The following is a 20,413-nucleotide window of genomic DNA, read 5'->3' on the forward strand; positions in this document are numbered from 1 at the left end:
ACAATGGCATTCGTCATCGTTTCATGGAAAAATGGTCGAACATGACGCGTGGACAAGGAGAACAGTTCATGGGTGTTTCAAGACAGCAAGCCATTGAAAATCGGCAATCGATCATTGCTGCTGCGGAAAAACTCTTCCGCGAGCGCGGCGTCGATGCGGTGGGACTGACCGAGTTGACCAAGGCCGCGGGTTTCACCCAAGGGGGCTTCTACAACCATTTCGAGTCGAAGGACGCGTTGGTGGCAGCGGTGATGAACAAAGCCATGGAGGACGGCGCACATCGACTGGTCGCGGCCATCGAACAATCGGAAGCGATGGGCGTAGATCCCATCAAGCGTCAGATCGATTGGTATCTTTCCCCCGATCATCGGGCCGCTATTGAGTCCGGCTGCCCGGTAAGCACCTTCGCCGGCGACGTCCGACGATTAGGCACGGAAGCGCGAAAATCTTACGCCGAAGGGGTTGCGTCGAATCTCGATTACCTCGCCGATGCACTTGACGGCGCAAATAAAAAAGAACGCCGAAGGAAGGCTATTTCGATCTTGAGTCAATTGGTCGGGACATTGATTCTGTCGCGCGCGGTGGTCGATGCTGATAAAGACCTGGCTGACGAAATATTGAAAGACGGTCGTCGACAATTGCTGCTTGATTTGACCGACTCTTGAGACGTTCGTGCGCGCGTGCACTCCGCACACCTGGCCGATAGCTGAATTCTCATAAGTTGCTATGCTATTTTTGCGTGCTGTCCTCCCTTTTTGAAAAAGCTTCGCGACCGGTCCCGAGAACTCATCTTCACTGGCTCCCGCACGCTCGACGCACCGGTCGCTCTCAAGCGGAGGCGACTGGGTTTTCCGCCCACACTTCAAATTGATTTAGCGTCATTTGAATTGCAAAGTTCCATTGTCGAATCCGCGCTGCAAGTCATTCGCTTGAGGCATTCGATGCACTGCATTCGCTGCTGTCCCGGTCGCGCGATCCGGGCCTGTCGTTGGGCTTATACACATGGTTGTCGCGCGATCCGTTTCGACGATCACACCTGCGGGAATGGGAGCCGCAGTTCGCTTGGTGGTCCGGGACCTCGCCTCAAATGAGGCTACTAGCGGCCGTTTTGCCCTGACCGGCTGAGTCCGCCGTTGACGTCGCTGTTCGCGCCGCTATTAGTACCCATATTTAACCGGTTTGTCTTCCCGCTGTTCGGAACGGTGGTCGCAGTGTTGTTAGACCGGGAACCCGCTCCGGCGTCGGTACGCGTGTCCCCCGGCGAACCATAGTCCTTCTGATTCAGCCCCTTCGTGGAACCGGCGCCCGCGCCAGATGTTGTGATCCCTGCAGCATCGGCAGCTTGCGCGCTTACTGCAGACGATAATGCGACGGCGAGAGCCAACGCAACAAACGACCTGGTTCTATGTTTCATGTCTCACCCCAAAAGATAGTATTCAGGCCAGCGCCTGCCTTCCTATACAGGAGGAGGCGCAAGGCGCGTGCCACGCGCCGTTGATTTGTTGCCTTACGCTGTACCCGTTGGCGCTGATGATCAACGCGCCTGTGCACGGGCATTGTTCATGCGGATGGAAAGGCCGCTCTTCCGCTCCTGACGCGCCGCGACCTGAAAACCGTCGCGAAGACGGCCCGCCTTTGGAGACTCGTACTGTTCGCAAACATCGTCGGAGCGCTGGTGTTTGCGCCGATATTGCAGATTCCGGGCGTGTTTTCCGACGACGTCACTTCAGTCCTCCCTCTGACCCGGACCATCGTGCTATTCGTTGATGGCCCCATAACTCGTTCCCACCGCGGAATCTTCTCGACTCGCCGGACTTTTTTCGACACAACCAGCCTACGTTCTGTCTTCAGTGCGGCTTGATTGCCACCTTCAGAACGCCGTCGCGCTGGTTCGCAAAGAGGTCATAGGCCGAGACAATGTCGTCGAGTTTGTAGTGGTGAGTGACCAGCGCTCCCAGATCGACGCGGCCAGATGCCACCACGTTCAACAGGCGGCGCATACGCTCCTTTCCACCCGGGCACAGCGCGGTATTGATCTTGTGATCGCCCAGTCCAGCCGCAAATGCCGACAAGGGGATCTTCAGGTCGGTCGAGTACACGCCCAGGCTGGAAAGCGTGCCGCCGGGCTTCAGAATGCGCAGACCCGATTCGAACGTGGCCTGCAGGCCCAGCGCCTCGATTGACGAATCGACACCACGGCCGCCGGTCGCTTTCATGATTTCATCGACCACATCACATTGCGTGAAGTTGAGCGTAATATCGGCCCCCATCTTTCTGGCAACGGCCAGTCGCTGATCGTTGCCGTCCACTGCGATGATGGTGGTGGCGCCCAGCAACCGCGCGCCTGCTGTAGCGCACAAGCCGATTGGCCCCTGCGCAAACACGGCCACGGTGTCGCCAATCTTGATATTGGCGTTCTCCGCGCCCTTGAAGCCGGTCGACATGATATCGGGGCACATGAGCACCTGCTCGTCAGTCAGACCATCGGGGATTGGGGCGAGGTTGGCCTGGGCATCAGGCACCAGCACGTATTCGGCCTGCGTGCCATCGATCAGGTTGCCAAAACGCCAGCCCGCCGTTGCCTTGTAACCGTGGCAGCCACACAAGCCCTTGGGAATCAGGTAGCTGCCGTCCTGCGAGGGATTGCCATCCATCGCGGCATAGGAGTTGAAGTTGGGGCAGATCGCGCCGGCAATGACGCGCTGGCCTTCCCGGTAGCCGACCACTGCGCTACCCAGCTTTTCGATAGTGCCAACCGGTTCGTGACCGATCGTGAGGCCTTTGGCGACGGGGTATTCACCCTTGAGGATGTGGACGTCGGTGCCGCAGATGGTGGTGGTAGTGATGCGAATCAACGCATCGTTGGGGCCGACATCGGGAATCGGCTTGTCGGCGAGTTCGATGCGGCCGGGTTCGACGAACACGGCCGCTTTCATCATGGCGGGCATAGCATTTCTCCATTATCAATGGTTTGCACATTCGCCCGGCACCCCCGCGCCCGAGCCTTCGGGATTGGCGACCCGGCAAGGTGATCCTGCAGTCTCCCGGTCAGTCAAAAAGGCGGGGCACCGGCGCGCCAGAAGCCTTAGCTTACGCTCTTGCACTCGCCACCGATCTGTCCGACGTCAACACATATCCACGCCGGCTAAAAGATCCGGCGAGTCGAGAAAATTCCGCGGTGGGGAGGAGTCCCCATGCCACCAGCTCGATGCATCGGCCGCTGTGTCGCACCGGGCACTCGGCGCACGTGCGCTGGTGTCTGCGAAAGCTGATACGGAAGCTTGACCACGGGCCACGAATGCCCGTACGGATCCGTCGCGGTGCTCAATGCGTGATCGCGAAAAGCGGCATCTTGCATCAACGTTTGCAGGCGTATCACGTCGCTTTCGGTCACGCCGGCGGGGCGCCGATTCCCCGCTGCAAAGAGCGCGGACCACGCGGCAACATCCTGCATCGCGATCTCGATGAACTTGCCCTCATCGCCCGACCGCGCTGCAAGTCGCGCGACAATTGCGAAGAGCGCGGCCTGACCGCCGAGAATATCTGCTGCCGACGCGCCGACCTTGACAGGCTCTCCATCGCTGCGCGTGAGATCCATGAGACCGCCCATTGCCTGAATCACGGTATCGAAAGCGGGCCGCGATGGATACGCGGTTTCGATGCCGAAACCGGATATCGAGCAATAGATCAAGCGCGGATTAATCTCGGCAAGCGCGTGGCGATCGAAACCCAGCCTGGCGAGCGCGCCGGGACGCAGGTTCTCGACGAGCACATCCGCATCCGCGAGCAGCGTCCTCAAATGCGCACGATCGTCGGCATCTTTCAGATCGAGCGCCATGGTTCGCTTGTCCGTATTGTTGAGCGCGAAGAAATAGCTAGTTCCGTGCTGGCTGGGTGACCACGTGCGGGAGACCTCCCCTTCGGGGGCCTCGATTTTCACGACATCGGCGCCAAGCGCCGCAAGATGTTTGCCGACCAGCGGCGCGGTCGTGTACTGACCGATTTCGATCACGTTCACGCCGGCGAGCGCGCCTGCGTTCGGGTAGACGCCATCACGCCTGTTCGCGGCCGCATGCGGTTTGCCGGACAACCTGGACTCGCGAAACAGCGAAACATGGCGATAAGTCTCGCTGTCGATACCCCCTGCCGTCATGCGCGCCGCGGCATCTTCATGACGCAATGCAAAGTTCGGTTCGAGCGCCAATCCATCCACGGACACAATGGGTCCCGCCGCGACTCCGATGCCCTCGCAAAGCGAAGCGCATTTCGCCGTCGTCATCGTCGATGTCCACGCGTCAAGCAAGGAGTCGAGTTCCTCGACGTGCCGCACTCGCTCTCGCAAGGTCGAAAAACGCGCATCGTCGAGACTGGGCATGGCGGCCGCGCTTCTGATCTTTCGCCATTGCTCCTCTGTGCTCGTGCAGATGACAATCCAGCCGTCGCGCGTTTTGTACGCGTTCCAGGGTGCGCAGGAAGGGTGCCGGTTTCCCACACGTTCGGCCGGATCGCCCGCGAAAGCCGCGGGAAGAAAGGTCGTGAGCGCACTGACGGCGCACCCAAACAGACTCACGCCGATATGTTGATTCAATCCGCAGATGCGCCTGACACGCAGCGCCGCGGCAATCGCCGCTGAGGCGTACAGCGCCGCCGAAATCTCCGTGAACGGCATGCCGATGCGCACCGGCTCGCCATGCGAAAAGCCGGTCGTGTCCATCAGGCCGCTCATCGCCTGGATCTGCGCATCCGAATACGCGGGGCTTTCGCCAGCACACTGGGAACCCATCGCGGTAATGTCGCAGACGATCGTTTCGCCCGTTGCCTTGAGCCGCGCGATGACGCTTTTCTCGTCCGCGGTGCACGTGTCCGACGAGACAATGATCACGTCATGAGTGGCATCTTCCAAGGTCACGGCTCGAGCAAAGGCGACCTGCGCCCCGGCTTGCGCGAGCACCGCCGCGCTCAGTTCGACGGCCTCGCGCGTGCCCGCTGCAAGAATCCGCATTCCATTCAACATGTCTGTCTCCTCGACTCTCTCTAGGTATCAATCCCGGCACGCGGCACGGTCACTGCGTGCTACCATTTTTTGATGCGAACCCTTCCCTCACTCAACGCGTTGCGAGCCTTCGAGGTCTGCGGCAGGCTGCTCAGCGTGCAACTCGCGGCGCATGAACTGAACGTCACGCCCGCTGCCGTCAGCCGGCAAATCAAGCTGCTCGAGGACCAGCTCGGCGTGCAGTTGTTCGAACGCGGCCACCGCTCAATCACGTTGACGCCGATAGGCGTTCGCTATCTCGCCGACATCTTGCGAGGCTTCGAAACCATGCGAACCGCAACCGTCAATCTCACCGAGGTGCGTCGTCGGCGCACGCTCAAGATTCGCGGCTACACGACGTTCGCGATGAACTGGCTGCTACCGCATCTGTCGACGTTTCATCGCGAGCATCCGGACGTCGAAGTCATCTTCACGACGTCGTTGCAGCCGGTCGACTTCAATACCGAAGATGTCGACGCGGCGATTCGTCTGTCGCATGCGCCTTCGTCCGATATCGGCTCGGACCGCCTCGTTCCGAACGAACTCGTGCCCGTGTGCAGCCCTGACTTTTTGCGCGCGCATGCTGACCTGAACGACGCCACGCCCGAAGCGCTCTCCAACGTGACGCTTCTGCATTCGTTGGCGCGTCGCGAGGACTGGGCGAAATGGCTCGATGAAGCCAAAGTGAGCGGCGTGAATCCGCTCGGCGGACTAAGCTACGAAAGCTCGGTTCTCGCATACGCCGCGGCGATGCAGGGACACGGGGTTGCGATCGCGCAGCGCGTGCTCGTTGCCAATCAGCTTCGTGATGGCACGCTCGTCATGCCTTTCTCGTTCATCCTCGATCTCGGCTCGTTCACGTACTACCTCGTCTATCCGCACGAACATCTGCAGAAACCAGAGTTCGCCGCGTTTCGCGACTGGCTGCTCTCGGTGAGCGCGGCATCGCCCGATGCCTAGCGTCCTTTGAAGCTCGGGCTGCGCTTCTCGGCGAAAGCCTTCCGTCCTTCGACGCGATCTTCCGAATCGCGCATCGCACCCCAGGCGAGTTCCGTGAATTCGATAGCCTGCGCGTGCGGCACGTTGCTGCTCGTCTCGACGATCTTCTTGATCATCTGCACAGCAAGCGGGCCATTCGCTGCAATCGTGCCTGCTATTTGCAGCGCCTTATCCATCAGCGCGGCTGGGGCGGCGACATCTGACACGAGGCCGACACGCTCGGCGTAAGCCGCGTCGATTCGCGAACCGGTGTACAGCATCTTCATCGCGATGGCGGAGGGCACGGCCTTCTGCAAGGCCTGAATGCCGCACACGGCCGGAATGCTCGCCACGACCGGTTCAGGCAAGCCGAACACCGCGTTATCCGACGCGATCCGCAGATCACACTGCAACGCGAGTTCGAGCCCGCCGCCGAGACAATAGCCATTGATCGCGGCAATCATCGGCTTGAAGAGGCGCAACGATGTCAGGTCCATCATTCGCACGTAGATGCCTTCGGCTGCGGCGCGTTCGATCGGCCTCACGAACGACGAAGCAAAGCTCGTCTCCGGTGGCAAGGTGTTCTTGAGATCCGCCCCCACGCAGAAGGACTTGTTGCCTGATCCGGTCAGCACGATGGCGCGCACGTCGTCGTCATCCCGCGCCGTGGCGAGCGCAACGCGCAGTGCTTTGAGACTGTCGAGGTTGAGTGCGTTAAGCGCCTCCGGGCGATCAAGCGTGACAATCGCGACATGCGCTGACTTGCTGTAGTGAATAGTCATGGCGCGCTCCGTCAAACGCTGGGCGACGACAACGAACGCCCGCCGCACACATAGAGCGTTTGTCCGGTGATGTACGACGCTTCACGCTGCGCAAAGAACGACACGGCCTGCGCGATATCGGCGGGCGTGCCGATACGCTGCGCGGGTACGGATTTCTGCAGACGCTCCTGAAGCGCGCTGTCGAAGGTGCGAAACAGCGGCGTATCGACGATGCCTGGCGCAATCGCGTTGACCGTGATGCCCGCACTGGCCCATTCGAGCGCGAGGCTACGCGTCAGACTGACGACGCCGCCCTTGGACGCCGAATAGTTCGACTGGCCCACACCGCCGAGCCAGGCGCGCGAAGCGATATTGACGATGCGCCCATAGCGCGCCGTCGACATAGGCGTGAGTACCGCGCGGCAGCACAAGAACTGCGACTTCAGATTCACGTCGATGACTATGTCCCAATCTTCGTCGCTCATCTTCGTGATGCGCTTGTCACGCACAATGCCCGCGTTGTTCACCAGCACGTCGACGCGTCCGAAGCGCTCCATCACGGCATCGACGGCCTGATTCACGGATTCGCCTTTCGTCACGTCTACGGCGAGTCCGATGACCTCGGCGCCGGAAGCCGCGAGTTCAGTCGATGCCTGATCGAGCGCCGCACGATCGAGATCAAACAGTGCAATGCGCCGCCCGTGATGCGCCAGCGCCCGCGCGATCCCCAAGCCGATGCCTTTGGCGCCGCCCGTGACAATCGCGACTTCGGCGTTATCGGCTTCGGATGAATGATGTGAAGCGTTCATGAAATGTCTCCGTGAAATCCGGTCAGCAGTCTGTGGATTCCATGCTAGGGCGTGCGCCCGTCGGCCTCAAACGACTTTTTTCGTGACTTCGATTGACTTGCGGTCAATCGAGAACGCCTGGCTTCGATACAGAAAAAATCAATCGAAAGCGCAGAAAAAGTCGTTTGCCCGACGCGCGCCATGAAAACTAGGATGCGTTCATGTGCCATTGAGCACGTTCACATCGATAGACACGGAGACAAGCATGCATACCACCCTTCCGGGCATTGCGGAGCCATCCACCGCGACGCTCACGCGCGCCCAGAAACGAGCGATCGTTGCGGCGACGCTCGGCACCGTCGTCGAATTCACGGACTGGATCATTTACGCGACATTCGCCGCCCTTTTCTCGCGGCATTTCTTTCCTGCGCACGACGAGCGCGTCTCGCTCCTGTCCGCATTTGCCGTGTTCGCGGTTGGCTTCATCATGCGGCCCATCGGCGGCGCTTTGCTTGGCGCTTATGCGGACCGTCACGGTCGCAAGAATGGCCTCGCGTTGTCAGTGGCGTTGATGGCCGGCAGCTCGCTTGTGATCGCCGCTTGTCCCGGCTATCAATCAATTGGTTTCGCGGCACCGGTCATCCTCGTGCTTGCGCGGCTCGTGCAAGGCTTCGCGGCGGGCGGCGAATTCGGCTCGGCATCGACGTTTCTGATCGAATCGTCAGCGCCTTCACGGCGCGGCTTCGCGGGTTCTTGGCAGCACTTTGCCGTCAACGCGGGCGTGCTCATGGCGGCATCCATCGGTGCGCTTCTGACTTCGTTCATCGAACCTTCCGGCATGGCGGAATATGGCTGGCGCATTGCGTTCGGCATCGCGGGGTTGATGGGTTTCGTCGCGTTGTGGGTACGACTTGCGGTCGTCGAAACCGATGCGTTCAGGAAGCTCGCCAGGCACGGTCACGTGCGGCATCCGTTTATCTCGATCGTGCGCGATCATCGGCGCGCGGCGCTGCGTGTGGTGGGCATCGCGATGGCGGGCAATCTCTGCATCTATCTCTGGCTCGTACTGTTCCCAACGCTCGCGCATCTGCGCACCGGTCTACCCCTTTCCAGCGCGTTTCGAGCGAGTGTGATTTCGATCGTCGTATCGCTGATCGCGATTCCGTTCATCGGCATCCTGTCGGATCGCATTGGACGCAAGCCAGTTCTGCTCGCGTTCGCCGGCGGCTCGGCACTCTTCGCGTGGCCCGCGCTGACCCTGCTTTCGAATGACTTCTGGACTGCGACCGTTATCGTCACGATCGGCATGGTGCTGTCATCGGGATTCGCCGCGACGTGCGCGACGGTAATGGCCGAACAGTTTCCCGCTCATGTGCGCGCAACCGGCGTCGCCCTACCGTATGCAATCTCGGCGGCGCTCTTTGGCGGCACACTGCCCTACATCGTCACCGCGATGTCCAACTCGGGCCTGTCGCAATACCTGTGGGTCTACGTGGCCGCAGTGTGCGCCGTGGGCTTCGCTGTGTATGCGCGCATGCCGGAGACGCGCGGAAAGATCCTCGATTAACGCTTATTTTCTGGAGACAGCAATGCGAAAAGTAGTCATTGGTGGCGTCGGCATGACGTCATTCGGGAAGTTCCTTGAACGCAATCTGAAGTCGCTTTCCGAGGAAGCGGTTGCGCTCGCCCTTAAGGATGCGCGAGTGAGCGCAAACGACGTGCAGCGCATTTTCTTCGGCAACGCGGCGGCGGGCGTCGTGACAGGGCAGGAAATGATTCGCGCGCAGTCATCGTTGCGTAACACGGGGCTCGACGGCAAACCGATGTTCAACGTGGAGAACGCGTGCGCATCGGGCAGTTCGGCGCTCAATCTCGCGTGCTGGTCGGTTGCATCGGGACAGTCGGAGACGGCGCTGGTCGTTGGTGTCGAAAAGCTCTCGCACGAGGATAAAGCGATCTCGTTCGGCGCGTTCGCGAAAGCCGTCGATCTCGAAGAGCCGCTGCCGGAAGGCGTCACCACGGGCACCGGTTCACTCTTCATGGATCTCTATGCAGCGAAAGCCCGCAAGTGGATGGAAAAGAGCGGCGCCGATGCCAGCGACTTCGCGCGCGTGGTCGTGAAGAGCCGCCGCGCGGGATCGCTGAATCCGGTCGCGCAGTTCCGCAAGGAAACAACTGTCGACGAAGTGCTCGCGAGCCGGATGGTCAGCGATCCCCTGACGCTCTTCATGTGCTCCTCGATCGGCGATGGCGGTGCGGCCCTGTTCATCTGCTCGGAAGACTATGCACGCAAGCACGACATGCCGCCCGTGTTCATCCGCGCGAGTTCGGTCGTCTCCGCCAAGGCGGATGGCTCGGGCGAACTGGTCGCCGTGCGCGCGGCGAGAGAAGCGTACGAAGCGGCGGGCATCGGACCGGAAGACGTGCATGTCGTCGAATTGCACGATGCCTCCGCGCCCGCCGAGTTGATTCATTACGAGAACCTCGGTCTGTGTGCCCCCGGCGATGCCCCGAAGCTCATCCGTTCCGGCGCTACGGATATTGGTGGCCGCGTGTCGGTGAATCCGAGCGGCGGCTTGCTGTCGCGGGGCCATCCGGTGGGCGCGACGGGCGTGGCGCAGATCGTCGAACTCACGCAGCAACTGCGCGGCAAAGCGGGCGCGCGGCAGCGTCCGGGCGCCCGCGTGGCGCTTGCTGAGAACAATGGCGGTCAGCTCGCGGGAGATTCTGCCGTCGCGCTGGTGACGATTCTGTCGCTGTGAGTTTGGGCAGGAGCCGAACCTGGTGAGTCCGGGAAGGCTCCGAAAGCGGTGCGGGAGGAAGCCTGTTCTCCGAAAACGGAAATAGTCGGCAACGCGGTGTGTGCGCCTGCCGTAGCGCAATGGCTCTCTTGCGCGCCACGCTGACCGTGCCCGCTCGCCGTCGCACTATCGCGGAAAGCCGTCTCTTTCGAGCGCGCGCATGCGCAGTTCAAGATCAACCAGGTCTCGCGCGCCCGCAAGGTACTCTTCCCTTCGCTGTCGTTCGGCGCGCTCGAACGAGCGGCCAATGTGATCGAGAAGCAAAGCAAAGTACATGAGGAAGAACATGACGATCTCCATTAAGTCGTGTTTGAGTTGACTCCGCGGCCGTGACAGCGTCGATGAAATCGGCGACGCGCTCACGTCCTTGTCTTAGCCCGCACACTTACCGAGCACGAGACAGCAGACCATATCCGCAATACCGAGTTGATGTGCACCGCCGTGCGGCTCGCGAAGTCAAGGATGCCCGCGCTAGCCAGCCCGCCCGTCGGTTCCCACACCATATGGGCGATCGGCGAGTAGACGATGATCGACCGCAGCGCCATGAATATCAGCATGGCGCAGAACTTCGCACGGTCAGAAAACGCACCCGTAAACAATACCGGCGTGACGATCGCGAAAGTCATCTGATACGCGCAGTAGACCTTTTCCGGAACGGTCGGCGCGAGATGGCATGACGCTCCTGAGACAATGGAAGTGAGTTAGGGACGCCGGTTGCCCGCTGGAAGCGCGGGGATCGCGTTCGTCGACAAGGACGCCTGCGGGACGATTTCTGGCTTCGATCAGTCACCGGGCCATAAAGGGGTGCGAAGCAACATGGATCGTGTCGAGGATCGGTCCCGGGCTGGCCGTCACGTAGTGTCCAGCGCCATGCGCCACGCGCATCGCCGCGCCGCGCTTTGCCCAGCCAGTTGGCGGCCCTTTGCGGCAGGCTCCATGGAACAAGCGTACTGCCGCCAGCCATGGGTTAAATCTACGCGGCCGTTGATGAGGCATGAACTCCAGGTTCATAATCGGAGTGATGCGAAAATCCACAGTCACACGTCCGAAATCCCGAACACCAGGCACGGTTCACCTGCCCGCATTGGTCTGTTTCGAATGCGTGGCGCGCCAACTCGGCTTCGTTCGCGCGTCAGAAGAACTCGACGTGACCACCACGGCGATTTCGAAAACCATCAAGCAGCTCGAAGCGCAGTTGGACGTACGCCTGTTCAACCGCACGACGCGAAGTGTCGCGCTCACCGAGGCCGGGACGAAGCTGCTCGACACGCTCGCACCGGCGTTGGCTCAGATTCGTGATTCAGTGCTGCAAGCCGGAGATTTCTCCGAGCGCCCGCATGGCCTGCTGCGCATCAACACCGGCTACGTCCCGTACGCCACTCTGATTCAGCCGCACCTCGCCGCGTTCGGCGAACGCTACCCGGAGATCACGCTCGATATCGCGATCGACAACAATCTCAGCGATATCGTCGCTGGCGGATTCGATGCCGGCATTCGCCTGGGCTATGCGCTGCAACGTGACGTGATCGCCGTACCCTTGGGGCCGACGCAGCAACTCACGGTGGTGGGTTCGCCGCGCTACTTCGAACGTCGCGGAACGCCGGGAACGCCGCACGAACTGCTCGAACATGATTGCATCCGCCATCGCCTGAACCGTTCGCGGTTCTTCGAGTGGGAATTTCGGGTCGGCGGCAAGGACGTAACCATTGACGTGGGCGGCCGACTTGTCCTCGACGAGATGCGCGCGGTGCTCGACGCCGCGTGTCAGGACATCGGGCTCGGCCTCGTCTTTCGACAATTCGCGGCCGCTGAGATTGCCTCGGGCGCCGTCGTTCCGATACTCGACGAGTTTCTGCCGCCGGACCAGCCGTTTCATCTCTACTATGCAAATCGCGCCCACACCCCAAGCAAGTTGCGCGCGTTCATCGACTTCATGCACGAACGGTGAATTGAAAAGCGCCAAAGCAAGTTAGGGCGCTGATCTTTATTTTGTTTGTCGGCATCCTAAGTTATTCCGCACGTGTAAACGGTACTTGATTGCAAGAACCATTTATACACGGTCACATGGCGGAGCCGCGCCGGGCTCAGGTGCCCCTAGCCGGAAAAATTCACGAAAATTAAAGCGCCCCATTACAGCGGCTCGCAGTGCGCACGTCTATGCTGCGCCCATGTCGGGGCCTGCAATTTGGTGTCGATCCGCTTGTCACGCGATTGCGCGTGTATTGAGCAATTCGAGCGGTCCAGTAAGCGTCGCTAATACAACGCGGCACCACTGCGCCTTCCCTTATTCTTACAAGACGATTACGCCTCGATCAAATCCGATATTGCTTTCCCCTGCCATAGACGAATTTCAATTCGATGAAAAATTGCTGTTTACGATGCCACGGAATATTCCGTGGAAGTAATTGTAATGAAAGTTCCCGTTCACGTTAGATAAATACATCGACTCGATAATCCCTGTCGCCTACGCATAAGGGCGAAAAAGCAGTGCATGCAACCTACAGGGGCCCCCCACAATGTCGGTCAATCGAATAAAACGTACTACTCCTCTGCTAACCTCAATCGCCGCTGCCTGCGTGCTGGCAGCTTGCGGCGGCAATAACGACATCACGCCGACCTCGACAATCTCGGGTGTCGTCGCCTCCGCCGGCTTCGTGCCGGGCAGCACGACTGGCGATCCGACGCTCAAGGCTGGCTACTACGCGGGCGCCACCGTGTGCGTCGACGCGAACGGCAACGGCCGGTGCGACGGGTCTGAAGCCGTCGCGACGACCGACGCCACGGGCCATTTCACGCTGACGACCAGCGGCACCGGCCAATTGATCGCCGACGTGAGCACCAAGGCCATCAACACCGCAACCGGCGCAGCCGCCCCGAGCCACATGATCCTGCGCGCCTCGGCAGCGCAGCTCGCCGACCAGGGCGCGACGAACGTCGTGATCAGCCCGATGTCGAGCGAAGTGCAGCGTCTGGTTGAAGCGAACGCCACGACCTACGCAACCGAGAAGGCCAACCTCGCGACGCGCCTGAGCGGTCCGGGTGTAGCCGCTTCGGCAGCGACTGTCGCAGCCGCCGACGTGCTCGGCGACGTGAACAAGCTGTCGGGCGCCGAACAGTCGGCGATCCTCTTTGAAGACAATGCACTGACGAACCGCTATACGTACGCGACGACCAAGCTCGATCGCGGCGACATGTACCCGGACAACCTCGCGGTGATCGGCGGCGATCCGTCGCTCGTCGGCAACAGCCGTTTGACCTCGCAGACCACCGTTGTGCCGACGCAGAAGCAGACGCCGATCACGTTCGCACAGTCGCAGCAGGCTGCGTTCAACGTCGAAGGCATTCCGCGCTATGACGCGGTCTTCATTGTCATGCTCGAGAACCGCTCGATCGGTACCACGACGGGCGGCACGATCGGTATCGAGGGCTCGGGCGACGCGCCGTTCATCGCCGGCAACCTCGACTTCACGAGCGGCAAGTGGAACCAGGCCACGACCTATTACTCGACCGGCAACCCGTCGGAGCCGAACTACACGGCACTCGGCGGTGCGGACGACTGGGGTATCACCGACGACAACTGGTGGGGCTGCGGCGTAGACGCTTCCGCCCTGAAGGACGTCGCGTTCTCCGGCGGCAAGGCATCGGACGGTCAGCCGCTGGTGGCAACGCCCGCTGGTGCTCCGACCAACCAGAGCGCCCTGACCGCCTTTGGCACTTGTCCGACGGGCTCGACCGCCGCGCACAACATCGTCCAACCGAACCTGTTCACGCAGTTGTCGAACGCCGGCCTGGCATGGCGCACGTATAGCGAGTCGATGAACCCGGGCCAGGATCCGCGTACCGACAGCGTCGCCGATCCGTCCGTGGTGGCTGGCTACAACGGCATCGCCGGTACCGTCACTGCCGGCCTGACCAGCCCGGCTCTGGCAATGCCGTCACAGCTGTACAAGACGAAGCATCACCCGGGCATGGCCTACCAGACCACGCGTTCGCTGCCGGAATTCTACGCGGACAATCGCACGATCTTCGGTACGCAGTACGCTTCGGCGCTCCAGAACACGTCGGTGTACCCGGTCCCCGCAGGCTACAACTTCGACCAGTTCGATACCGACCTGCAGAACGGCGACGTTGGTGCGGTCAACTTCATCATGCCTGACCAGTGCGACGACATGCACGGCACGGGTAACGACCCGACCTGTAAGGGCGACAACCTCGTGAAGCGTGGCGACGCGTACGTCCAGCAGGTGGTGACCAAGATCCAGGCGTCGCCGATCTGGAACAATCCGAAACGTCATGTTGCGATCGTCGTGATGTTCGACGAAGGCGAAGGTAGCTCGACATCGTGCTGCGGCTGGAACCCGAGCACCACGTCGGCCGCTGAACCGCTCACGTTCACGAACGGCAAGTACACCCCGACGACGACCGTGCAGTACAGCAAGGGCAACCACGGTCACGGCAACTCGATCTTCGGTGTGGTCACGAACCATGGCGTGCAGGGCATCCAGGACAGCGACGCATACAGCCACTTCGCGCTCGTGCGTACGCTGCAGGACATGTTCCAGCTCGCCGATCCGGCACCGGGCCAGGAATCGACGTACATCGCCCGTTCGAAGTACACCGAGAGCTTCATCTCGGCGAACATCCTGAACCTGCCGGAACTCGCGAACAGCGCCGATACGCACTTCGACTCGGTCCGTCCGATGAACCATGCGTACATCACGCCGGCGGGTTACACGCAGAAGCTGAATCCGGCCGACATCATCGGTACGCAGGAAGCAAATCGCCAGCCGGGTCCGGACAAGACCCAGACCAACATCTGGTCGATCGTCCAGTAAGTTTCACGCTCCCGGGGAAAGGGCCCGCCCTTTCCCCGGTCTGAAACCATCGTAGTTGCATGCCGGGTATGCCTTGCGCGTTACCCGGCACTTTTGTTGAACATCTCGCACATTTTCCCGGCCGCCTCGCCTCACGCGACTGCGGGGTTGCCCGGAAACTGACTTCCCGGCGAAAACAATATCACCCATGCGTACGCTCTCTCTTGCTCTAATCTGCTCCGTTTCCGTGATGCTGGCCGCCTGTGGCGGCAGCAGCTCGCCCAGCAGCGACGCGTCAAATCCATCATCGGGCGCATCGGCGCCGGCAGCGCCAGCAGCCTCGACGCTCAGCGAGAAGGGGCAGCTCGGCCAAACGATCTTCTTCGACAAGACCCTGTCGGGCAACAAGAACATGTCGTGCGCGAGTTGTCATGATCCGGCCTACGCGTACGGGCCGCCGAACAGCCTGTCGGTGCAGCTCGGCTCCGATCCGTCGCAGTCGGGCGTGCGTGCGGTGCCGTCGCTGCGCTACAAGGCGATGACGCCGCCGTACGACGACAACGCGGCGAACCCGGACGGCGTCACGCAGAACGCGCCTGGCGGCGGCTTCATGCTGGATGGTCGCGCCACGACGCTCGCCACACAGCCGGCGTTTCCGCTGCTGAATCCGATCGAGATGAACAACAGCTCGCCGGACGCCGTCGTGAAGGCCGTGCAGAGCGGGCCGTACGCCGCGCGGTTCCAGCAGGTGTATGGCCAGGGCGTGTTCACCAATACCACGACCGCGTTCAGCGATATCGGCGACGCGTTGCAGCAGTTCCAGACTGAGGACCCGTCGTTCCAGACGTACTCGAGCAAGTTCGACCTGTATATCGGCAACAAGATCGGCGGCACGCTGACGGCCGCCGAGACGCGCGGTCTCCAACTATTCAACGACACCACGAACGGCGCCGGCTGCGCGGCCTGCCACTACGTGGGCGCCAACTTCCAGGGCTCGGTCGGCTTGATGACCGACTTCACGTACCAGGCGATCGGCGCACCGCGCAACGACGCGTCGATCCCGAACAACACCGATCCGATTCCGGCCAACGCGAACGCGTCGTTCATCGACATGGGTCTGTGCGGACCGTATGCGACGCTCCACATTCCGGGCTCCACGACGAGCGGCGCAGGGCCGGATTCGTTCACCGGCGTCAATGTCCCCGATCCGTATTGCGGCCGCTTCAAGGTGCCGACGCTGCGCAACGTCGCGACGCGGTCCGTGTTCTTCCATAACGGCGTGTTCCACTCGCTCGTGCAGGTGATCAATTTCTACAACACGCGCGACACCAACCCTGAATACTGGTATCCGAGCACCGGCGGCGACGCCAGCCACCCGGTGCAGAATCCGTCCTACGCGCTGTTCCCGACGGTTGCGTCGGGTGCGACGGCCCAATCCTTCAACGATCTGCCCGCGGCCTACCAGGGCAATATCGACGAAGAACTGCCGATGGGGCAAGGCCAGACTGATGCAGGTGGCACGACGGCGGCCGACGGTGCGAAGCCGCGTCCAGTTCATTCGACGCCGCAGCTGACCCAGCAGGACATCAGTGACCTGGTCTGCTTCCTGAACACGCTCACGGACGGCTATCAACCGCCCGCCACGCCGCCCACCAGCGGCTCCTGTGTGAACTGATCCTGATGATCCTCGCACGCGGCCTGCCCTTTCGGGCAGGCCGCGTACTGTTTTATCCGTACCTTAGCAATCTAACCAGAGCAACTAAAACCATGACGCGACGTTCCACCGCCGCCCGCTTTGCTTGCGGCGCACTTGCCCTGAGTGCCCTGGCTCTGTTCGCTGGCTGCCATGACAAGAGCCAAGACGTCAGCCGCGAGAATTTCACGGCTACCATCAACGACTTTCTCGCCAAGCGCGGCCACCTGTGCCTCGCCAAATACGACTGGCCGATCTACGTGACGACGGACGACTTCGCCTCGCGTACCAGCGACTCGATCCAGCTGCCGGTGCTCGAGAAACTCGGTATCGTGACGGGCAAGGACATGGTGGTCGAACGCACGGACCCCGCCAACGGCCAGAAGATCACGGCGAACGCTCGCCAGTATCAGTTGACGGCCGAAGGGCAAAAGTACTATCTGCACATTCCGGAAGTCGTCGCGACCGCCACCTCGCGCGTCACGCACCCGGCTGATTTCTGTGCAGCCACGCTCACGCTCGACAAGGTGGTGGGTTGGGAAAAGCCGACGCAGGTGGACGGTAAGACCGCCACCTCGGTGATCTATACCTACAAGATCGATCCGGCGCCGTGGGCCAAGGATGCCGATGCACAGCGCGTGTTCCCGATGATCAAGCGCGTGATCGAGGGCGAGGGCACGATGCAGTTGCGCGAAGGTGTGCATCTGACGTCGAACGGCTGGGTCGCCGACGAAGTCTTCGTGCGCTGAAACGCAGTGCGCGGGGCGTGCGTTTAGCCGCCCCCGCAAGTCGTGCCGCCAGGTTATGCCGGGCTATGCCAGGCTACGCCTGATCACGCGGCACGAAACGGCGAGTGCGGATCCATTTGGTGGCCACCCACTTCTCGCCTGCCCGCAAGGGCGTGCTTGCATGCAGGGAGCTCGGATCGGAGAGCCCGAAACGGTTGCCGTATTCGAAATAGAGCGCCTGGCCACGCTGCGGCACGACCGACCATCCAAGCTGCGGGAACACGGTTTCACCGCCGCCTTGTACATCGTTCAGATACATCAGCAGCGTGCCCACGCGTTGCCCGCTACGCGTGATCGACTCCTGATTCGCGGGGTTGCCCGGGATCAGATAATCGACGTGCGGCGTCGATTCGGCGCCCGCTTCGTAATGCAGGAGTTGCAGGCCCTCGCCGTTCTCGGTCGGCAGGCCGGTGAGCTCGGCGATCCGCGCTTCGAGGCGCGCGATCAGCGGCGTCTCGCCCAGACGAAAAAACATCCCTTCGCTGCTGCGGTGGCCGGCCACGACATTGCGGCCGGTTACCGGATCGACCACGGTCGAACGGTTCAAACGCGGCCGCGCGAGCGCGATCAGTTGCTCGCATTCGTTCGCACTCAGAAAATCGGCGAGCAATACCGCAGCGGGTCGCTGCATACGTGAAATCACACGCGTCTTGCGATCGCCGAGCCGGATCAGCGGCCCGCCCGGCACGCGCAGCGGCTCCGATTCGTAACTGACGGGCGGGGCGCCAATTTCAAGCATCTCGCCTGGCAACGGTGTGCCATACAAAAAAGACGAAGCGACCGCATCGACCATTGCCGACGCGAGCTCCGCCGCGTTGTTTCGATCGACCAACTCGCGCACTATTGCCTGTGGGGTCACGCCGCGTGTGAGGTTCTGAGCGATCCAATCGCGCACTTCGGCGGGAAAGCTAATGGTTATGGACATCGGAGTGTCGAGCTATGGCTGGAGAGAGAATATTGAAGTACCGACGAAGCTGAACGCAGCCGCCATGATACCGGTCCATCAAGAGTCTCGGGGCCATGATCGACACAAGCTTGATTGATCACTGGCAAAAATCAGCTCACAGAAATACGGCTGTTGCCCATCGTTCGTTCCAGGTGGTCATGGCCCTCCGTCAGGCCGTCAGGTAGTAATCCCTGAACTGGTCCCTTAACCGGTTCTTGAGCACCTTGCCGGTTGCCCCGAGCGGAACGGAGTCTACAAATACCACTGCATCAGGCTTCCACCACTTCGCCACCTGGCCGTCAAAGAACTCGAGCAGTTCATCGCTTCCAAGCGCGCTCTGCGGTTTTTTCACGATCACCAGTAACGGGCGCTCGTCCCATTTCGGATGCCTTGCGGCGATGCACACTGCGTTCGCAACCCCTGGGTGCAGGCTCGCCACGTTCTCGATGTCGATCGAGCTGATCCATTCGCCACCGGACTTGATGACGTCCTTGCTGCGGTCGGTGATCTGCATGAAGCCGTCGGAATCGATCTTCGCCACGTCACCGGTCGGAAACCAGCCGTCGCATAGCGGCGACGCATCATCGCTGCCGAAATATCCGGACACCACCCATGGCCCGCGCACCTGCAGGTCGCCGGTCACCTGTCCGTCCCATGACAACGCCTCGCCGTCCGGACCCACGATTCGCATGTCGATACCGAACACGGCGCGGCCCTGCTTGGCCTGGACGGCGTAGCGCTGCTGCGTCGGCAACGACAGCTGGTGTCCCTTGAAACTGCAAACCGTGCCTACCGGGCTCAGTTCCGTCATCCCCCATGCATGCAGGACATCGACGTGGTAACGCTCCTGGAATTCCATGGTCATGGCCGTCGGGCACGGCGCCCCACCGACGATCGTGCGGCGCATGGAAGTAAACGTCGAGCCACGCTCGGCCACATGTCGAAGCAGTCCCTGCCAGACGGTCGGGACACCGGCGGAAAGCGTGACCTGCTCTGCCTCGATCAACTCATAGAGCGATTTACCGTCGAGCGCGGAGCCTGGGAACACGAGTTTGGCGCCGACCATGCATGCGATATAGGGTAGACCCCACGCGTTCACATGGAACATGGGGACAACCGGCAGGATCACGTCACGTGCCGAGCAGTTCAGTGAGTCGGGCAATGCCGCTGCGTAGGTGTGCAGAAGCGTGGAACGATGGCTGTAAAGCACCCCTTTCGGATTGCCGGTGGTGCCTGACGTATAGCACAACGATGATGCATGGTTCTCGTCAAGGAGAGGCCACGCAAAGTCATCACCGTGACCATCGATGAGGTCTTCGTAGCACAACAGCATGATTGGCAGATCATGCGTGGCCGGCATGTTTGCCCGATCGGTCATCGCGACGAATACCTTCGGGCTCTTGATACGTGACGCGACAGACTCGATCAGCGGGAGGAAGGTCAAGTCGAAGAAGATGACCTGATCGTCGGCGTGATCGATAATGTAGGCGAGCTGATCGACGTGCAGCCGCGGGTTGAGCGTGTGGAGTACCGCACCGGAACCCGATACCGCAAAGTACAACTCCATGTGGCGGTAGCCGTTCCATGCCAGCGTACCCACTCGCTCACCCTGACCGATCCCCAGCCCGGCAAGCGCGTTGGCCAGCTTTCTGGCGCGTTGCGCAAGATCGCGATAACAATATCGGTGAATGTCGCCTTCAACCCGGCGCGACACGATTTCCTGCCCGCCATGATGCCGTTCGGCGTGGGTGAGGAGCGACGCGACCAGCAGCGGCTGCTGCATCATCAATCCATTCATGACTATCTTCCTGA

General features: G+C 61.3%; 15 protein-coding genes and 1 pseudogene. 8 read left to right on the forward strand and 8 right to left on the reverse strand.

The genetic code is table 11. The annotated features are described in order from the left end of the window. Nucleotides 1-68: 68 nt before the first annotated feature. A complete protein-coding gene (locus RI103_RS30400; protein ID WP_310818610.1) occupies nucleotides 69-665 on the forward strand; it encodes a TetR/AcrR family transcriptional regulator in 597 nt (198 codons plus the stop codon). A 1,182-nt stretch (nucleotides 666-1,847) separates the two neighbouring features. On the opposite strand, the gene RI103_RS30405 is transcribed toward RI103_RS30400, so the two are convergent. Continuing rightward, a complete protein-coding gene (locus tag RI103_RS30405) occupies nucleotides 1,848-2,948 on the reverse strand; it encodes an NAD(P)-dependent alcohol dehydrogenase (RefSeq protein ID WP_310816357.1) in 1,101 nt (366 codons plus the stop codon). Between the two features lie 197 nt (nucleotides 2,949-3,145). After that, complete coding sequence (locus RI103_RS30410) at nucleotides 3,146-5,014, reverse strand: CoA transferase (RefSeq protein WP_310816358.1); 1,869 nt, start codon at nucleotides 5,012-5,014, stop codon at nucleotides 3,146-3,148. A 72-nt stretch (nucleotides 5,015-5,086) separates the two neighbouring features. Between RI103_RS30410 and RI103_RS30415 the strand changes: the two genes are divergently transcribed. Beyond that, nucleotides 5,087-5,992, forward strand: a complete 906-nt coding sequence (locus RI103_RS30415) for a LysR substrate-binding domain-containing protein (protein WP_310816360.1) — start codon at nucleotides 5,087-5,089, stop codon at nucleotides 5,990-5,992. Here RI103_RS30415 and RI103_RS30420 read toward each other — a convergent pair. Then, complete coding sequence (locus RI103_RS30420) at nucleotides 5,989-6,792, reverse strand: enoyl-CoA hydratase-related protein (RefSeq protein WP_310816361.1); 804 nt, start codon at nucleotides 6,790-6,792, stop codon at nucleotides 5,989-5,991. The genes RI103_RS30415 and RI103_RS30420 overlap by 4 nt on opposite strands. A gap of 11 nt (nucleotides 6,793-6,803) precedes the next feature. After that, nucleotides 6,804-7,580 (reverse strand): SDR family NAD(P)-dependent oxidoreductase, encoded by a 777-nt coding sequence (locus RI103_RS30425; protein WP_310816362.1) that lies wholly within the window; start codon nucleotides 7,578-7,580, stop codon nucleotides 6,804-6,806. A gap of 244 nt (nucleotides 7,581-7,824) precedes the next feature. Between RI103_RS30425 and RI103_RS30430 the strand changes: the two genes are divergently transcribed. Together RI103_RS30430 and RI103_RS30435 are read left to right on the forward strand one after the other, a co-directional pair. Next, nucleotides 7,825-9,126, forward strand: coding sequence for an MFS transporter (locus RI103_RS30430; protein ID WP_310816364.1), 1,302 nt, complete (start codon nucleotides 7,825-7,827; stop codon nucleotides 9,124-9,126). Between the two features lie 22 nt (nucleotides 9,127-9,148). Next, nucleotides 9,149-10,321 carry a thiolase family protein gene (locus RI103_RS30435; protein WP_310816365.1) on the forward strand — a complete coding sequence of 391 codons (1,173 nt, stop codon included), beginning with the start codon at nucleotides 9,149-9,151 and terminating at the stop codon, nucleotides 10,319-10,321. 165 nt (nucleotides 10,322-10,486) lie between these two features. On the opposite strand, the gene RI103_RS30440 is transcribed toward RI103_RS30435, so the two are convergent. Both RI103_RS30440 and RI103_RS30445 read right to left on the reverse strand, forming a co-directional pair. Beyond that, a complete protein-coding gene (locus RI103_RS30440) occupies nucleotides 10,487-10,660 on the reverse strand; it encodes a DUF3563 family protein (RefSeq protein ID WP_409077005.1) in 174 nt (57 codons plus the stop codon). Between the two features lie 75 nt (nucleotides 10,661-10,735). Continuing rightward, nucleotides 10,736-11,031, reverse strand: a pseudogene (locus RI103_RS30445) (ammonia channel protein); the annotation flags it as partial. A 350-nt stretch (nucleotides 11,032-11,381) separates the two neighbouring features. Between RI103_RS30445 and RI103_RS30450 the strand changes: the two are divergent. The 4 genes from RI103_RS30450 to RI103_RS30465 all read left to right on the forward strand — a co-directional run bounded on the left by RI103_RS30450 (nucleotide 11,382) and on the right by RI103_RS30465 (nucleotide 17,616). After that, nucleotides 11,382-12,308 (forward strand): LysR family transcriptional regulator, encoded by a 927-nt coding sequence (locus RI103_RS30450; RefSeq protein WP_310816367.1) that lies wholly within the window; start codon nucleotides 11,382-11,384, stop codon nucleotides 12,306-12,308. A gap of 568 nt (nucleotides 12,309-12,876) precedes the next feature. Then, nucleotides 12,877-15,195 carry an alkaline phosphatase family protein gene (locus RI103_RS30455; protein WP_310816369.1) on the forward strand — a complete coding sequence of 773 codons (2,319 nt, stop codon included), beginning with the start codon at nucleotides 12,877-12,879 and terminating at the stop codon, nucleotides 15,193-15,195. Nucleotides 15,196-15,382: 187 nt separating this feature from the next. After that, a complete protein-coding gene (locus RI103_RS30460; RefSeq protein WP_310816371.1) occupies nucleotides 15,383-16,849 on the forward strand; it encodes a cytochrome c peroxidase in 1,467 nt (488 codons plus the stop codon). A gap of 92 nt (nucleotides 16,850-16,941) precedes the next feature. Beyond that, nucleotides 16,942-17,616, forward strand: coding sequence for a hypothetical protein (locus tag RI103_RS30465; RefSeq protein WP_310816372.1), 675 nt, complete (start codon nucleotides 16,942-16,944; stop codon nucleotides 17,614-17,616). Between the two features lie 73 nt (nucleotides 17,617-17,689). Here RI103_RS30465 and RI103_RS30470 read toward each other — a convergent pair whose 3' ends face one another. Together RI103_RS30470 and RI103_RS30475 are read right to left on the reverse strand one after the other, a co-directional pair. Next, complete coding sequence (locus RI103_RS30470) at nucleotides 17,690-18,580, reverse strand: 2OG-Fe(II) oxygenase (RefSeq protein WP_310816373.1); 891 nt, start codon at nucleotides 18,578-18,580, stop codon at nucleotides 17,690-17,692. 190 nt (nucleotides 18,581-18,770) lie between these two features. Next, nucleotides 18,771-20,399 (reverse strand): 3-(methylthio)propionyl-CoA ligase, encoded by a 1,629-nt coding sequence (locus RI103_RS30475; protein ID WP_310816374.1) that lies wholly within the window; start codon nucleotides 20,397-20,399, stop codon nucleotides 18,771-18,773. Nucleotides 20,400-20,413: the final 14 nt, after the last annotated feature.

It is taken from the genome of Paraburkholderia sp. FT54 (genome assembly GCF_031585635.1).
Taxonomy (GTDB): domain Bacteria; phylum Pseudomonadota; class Gammaproteobacteria; order Burkholderiales; family Burkholderiaceae; genus Paraburkholderia.

Coding starts and splice junctions, on each gene's coding strand:
- RI103_RS30440 (WP_409077005.1), bottom strand. CDS start 10,660: ATGGAGATCGTCATGTTCTTCCTCATGTACTTTGCTTTGCTTCTCGAT.
- RI103_RS30470 (WP_310816373.1), bottom strand. CDS start 18,580: ATGTCCATAACCATTAGCTTTCCCGCCGAAGTGCGCGATTGGATCGCT.
- RI103_RS30455 (WP_310816369.1), top strand. CDS start 12,877: ATGTCGGTCAATCGAATAAAACGTACTACTCCTCTGCTAACCTCAATC.
- RI103_RS30460 (WP_310816371.1), top strand. CDS start 15,383: ATGCGTACGCTCTCTCTTGCTCTAATCTGCTCCGTTTCCGTGATGCTG.
- RI103_RS30465 (WP_310816372.1), top strand. CDS start 16,942: ATGACGCGACGTTCCACCGCCGCCCGCTTTGCTTGCGGCGCACTTGCC.
- RI103_RS30410 (WP_310816358.1), bottom strand. CDS start 5,014: ATGTTGAATGGAATGCGGATTCTTGCAGCGGGCACGCGCGAGGCCGTC.
- RI103_RS30425 (WP_310816362.1), bottom strand. CDS start 7,580: ATGAACGCTTCACATCATTCATCCGAAGCCGATAACGCCGAAGTCGCG.
- RI103_RS30450 (WP_310816367.1), top strand. CDS start 11,382: ATGCGAAAATCCACAGTCACACGTCCGAAATCCCGAACACCAGGCACG.
- RI103_RS30435 (WP_310816365.1), top strand. CDS start 9,149: ATGCGAAAAGTAGTCATTGGTGGCGTCGGCATGACGTCATTCGGGAAG.
- RI103_RS30475 (WP_310816374.1), bottom strand. CDS start 20,399: ATGAATGGATTGATGATGCAGCAGCCGCTGCTGGTCGCGTCGCTCCTC.
- RI103_RS30405 (WP_310816357.1), bottom strand. CDS start 2,948: ATGCCCGCCATGATGAAAGCGGCCGTGTTCGTCGAACCCGGCCGCATC.
- RI103_RS30400 (WP_310818610.1), top strand. CDS start 69: ATGGGTGTTTCAAGACAGCAAGCCATTGAAAATCGGCAATCGATCATT.
- RI103_RS30430 (WP_310816364.1), top strand. CDS start 7,825: ATGCATACCACCCTTCCGGGCATTGCGGAGCCATCCACCGCGACGCTC.
- RI103_RS30420 (WP_310816361.1), bottom strand. CDS start 6,792: ATGACTATTCACTACAGCAAGTCAGCGCATGTCGCGATTGTCACGCTT.
- RI103_RS30415 (WP_310816360.1), top strand. CDS start 5,087: ATGCGAACCCTTCCCTCACTCAACGCGTTGCGAGCCTTCGAGGTCTGC.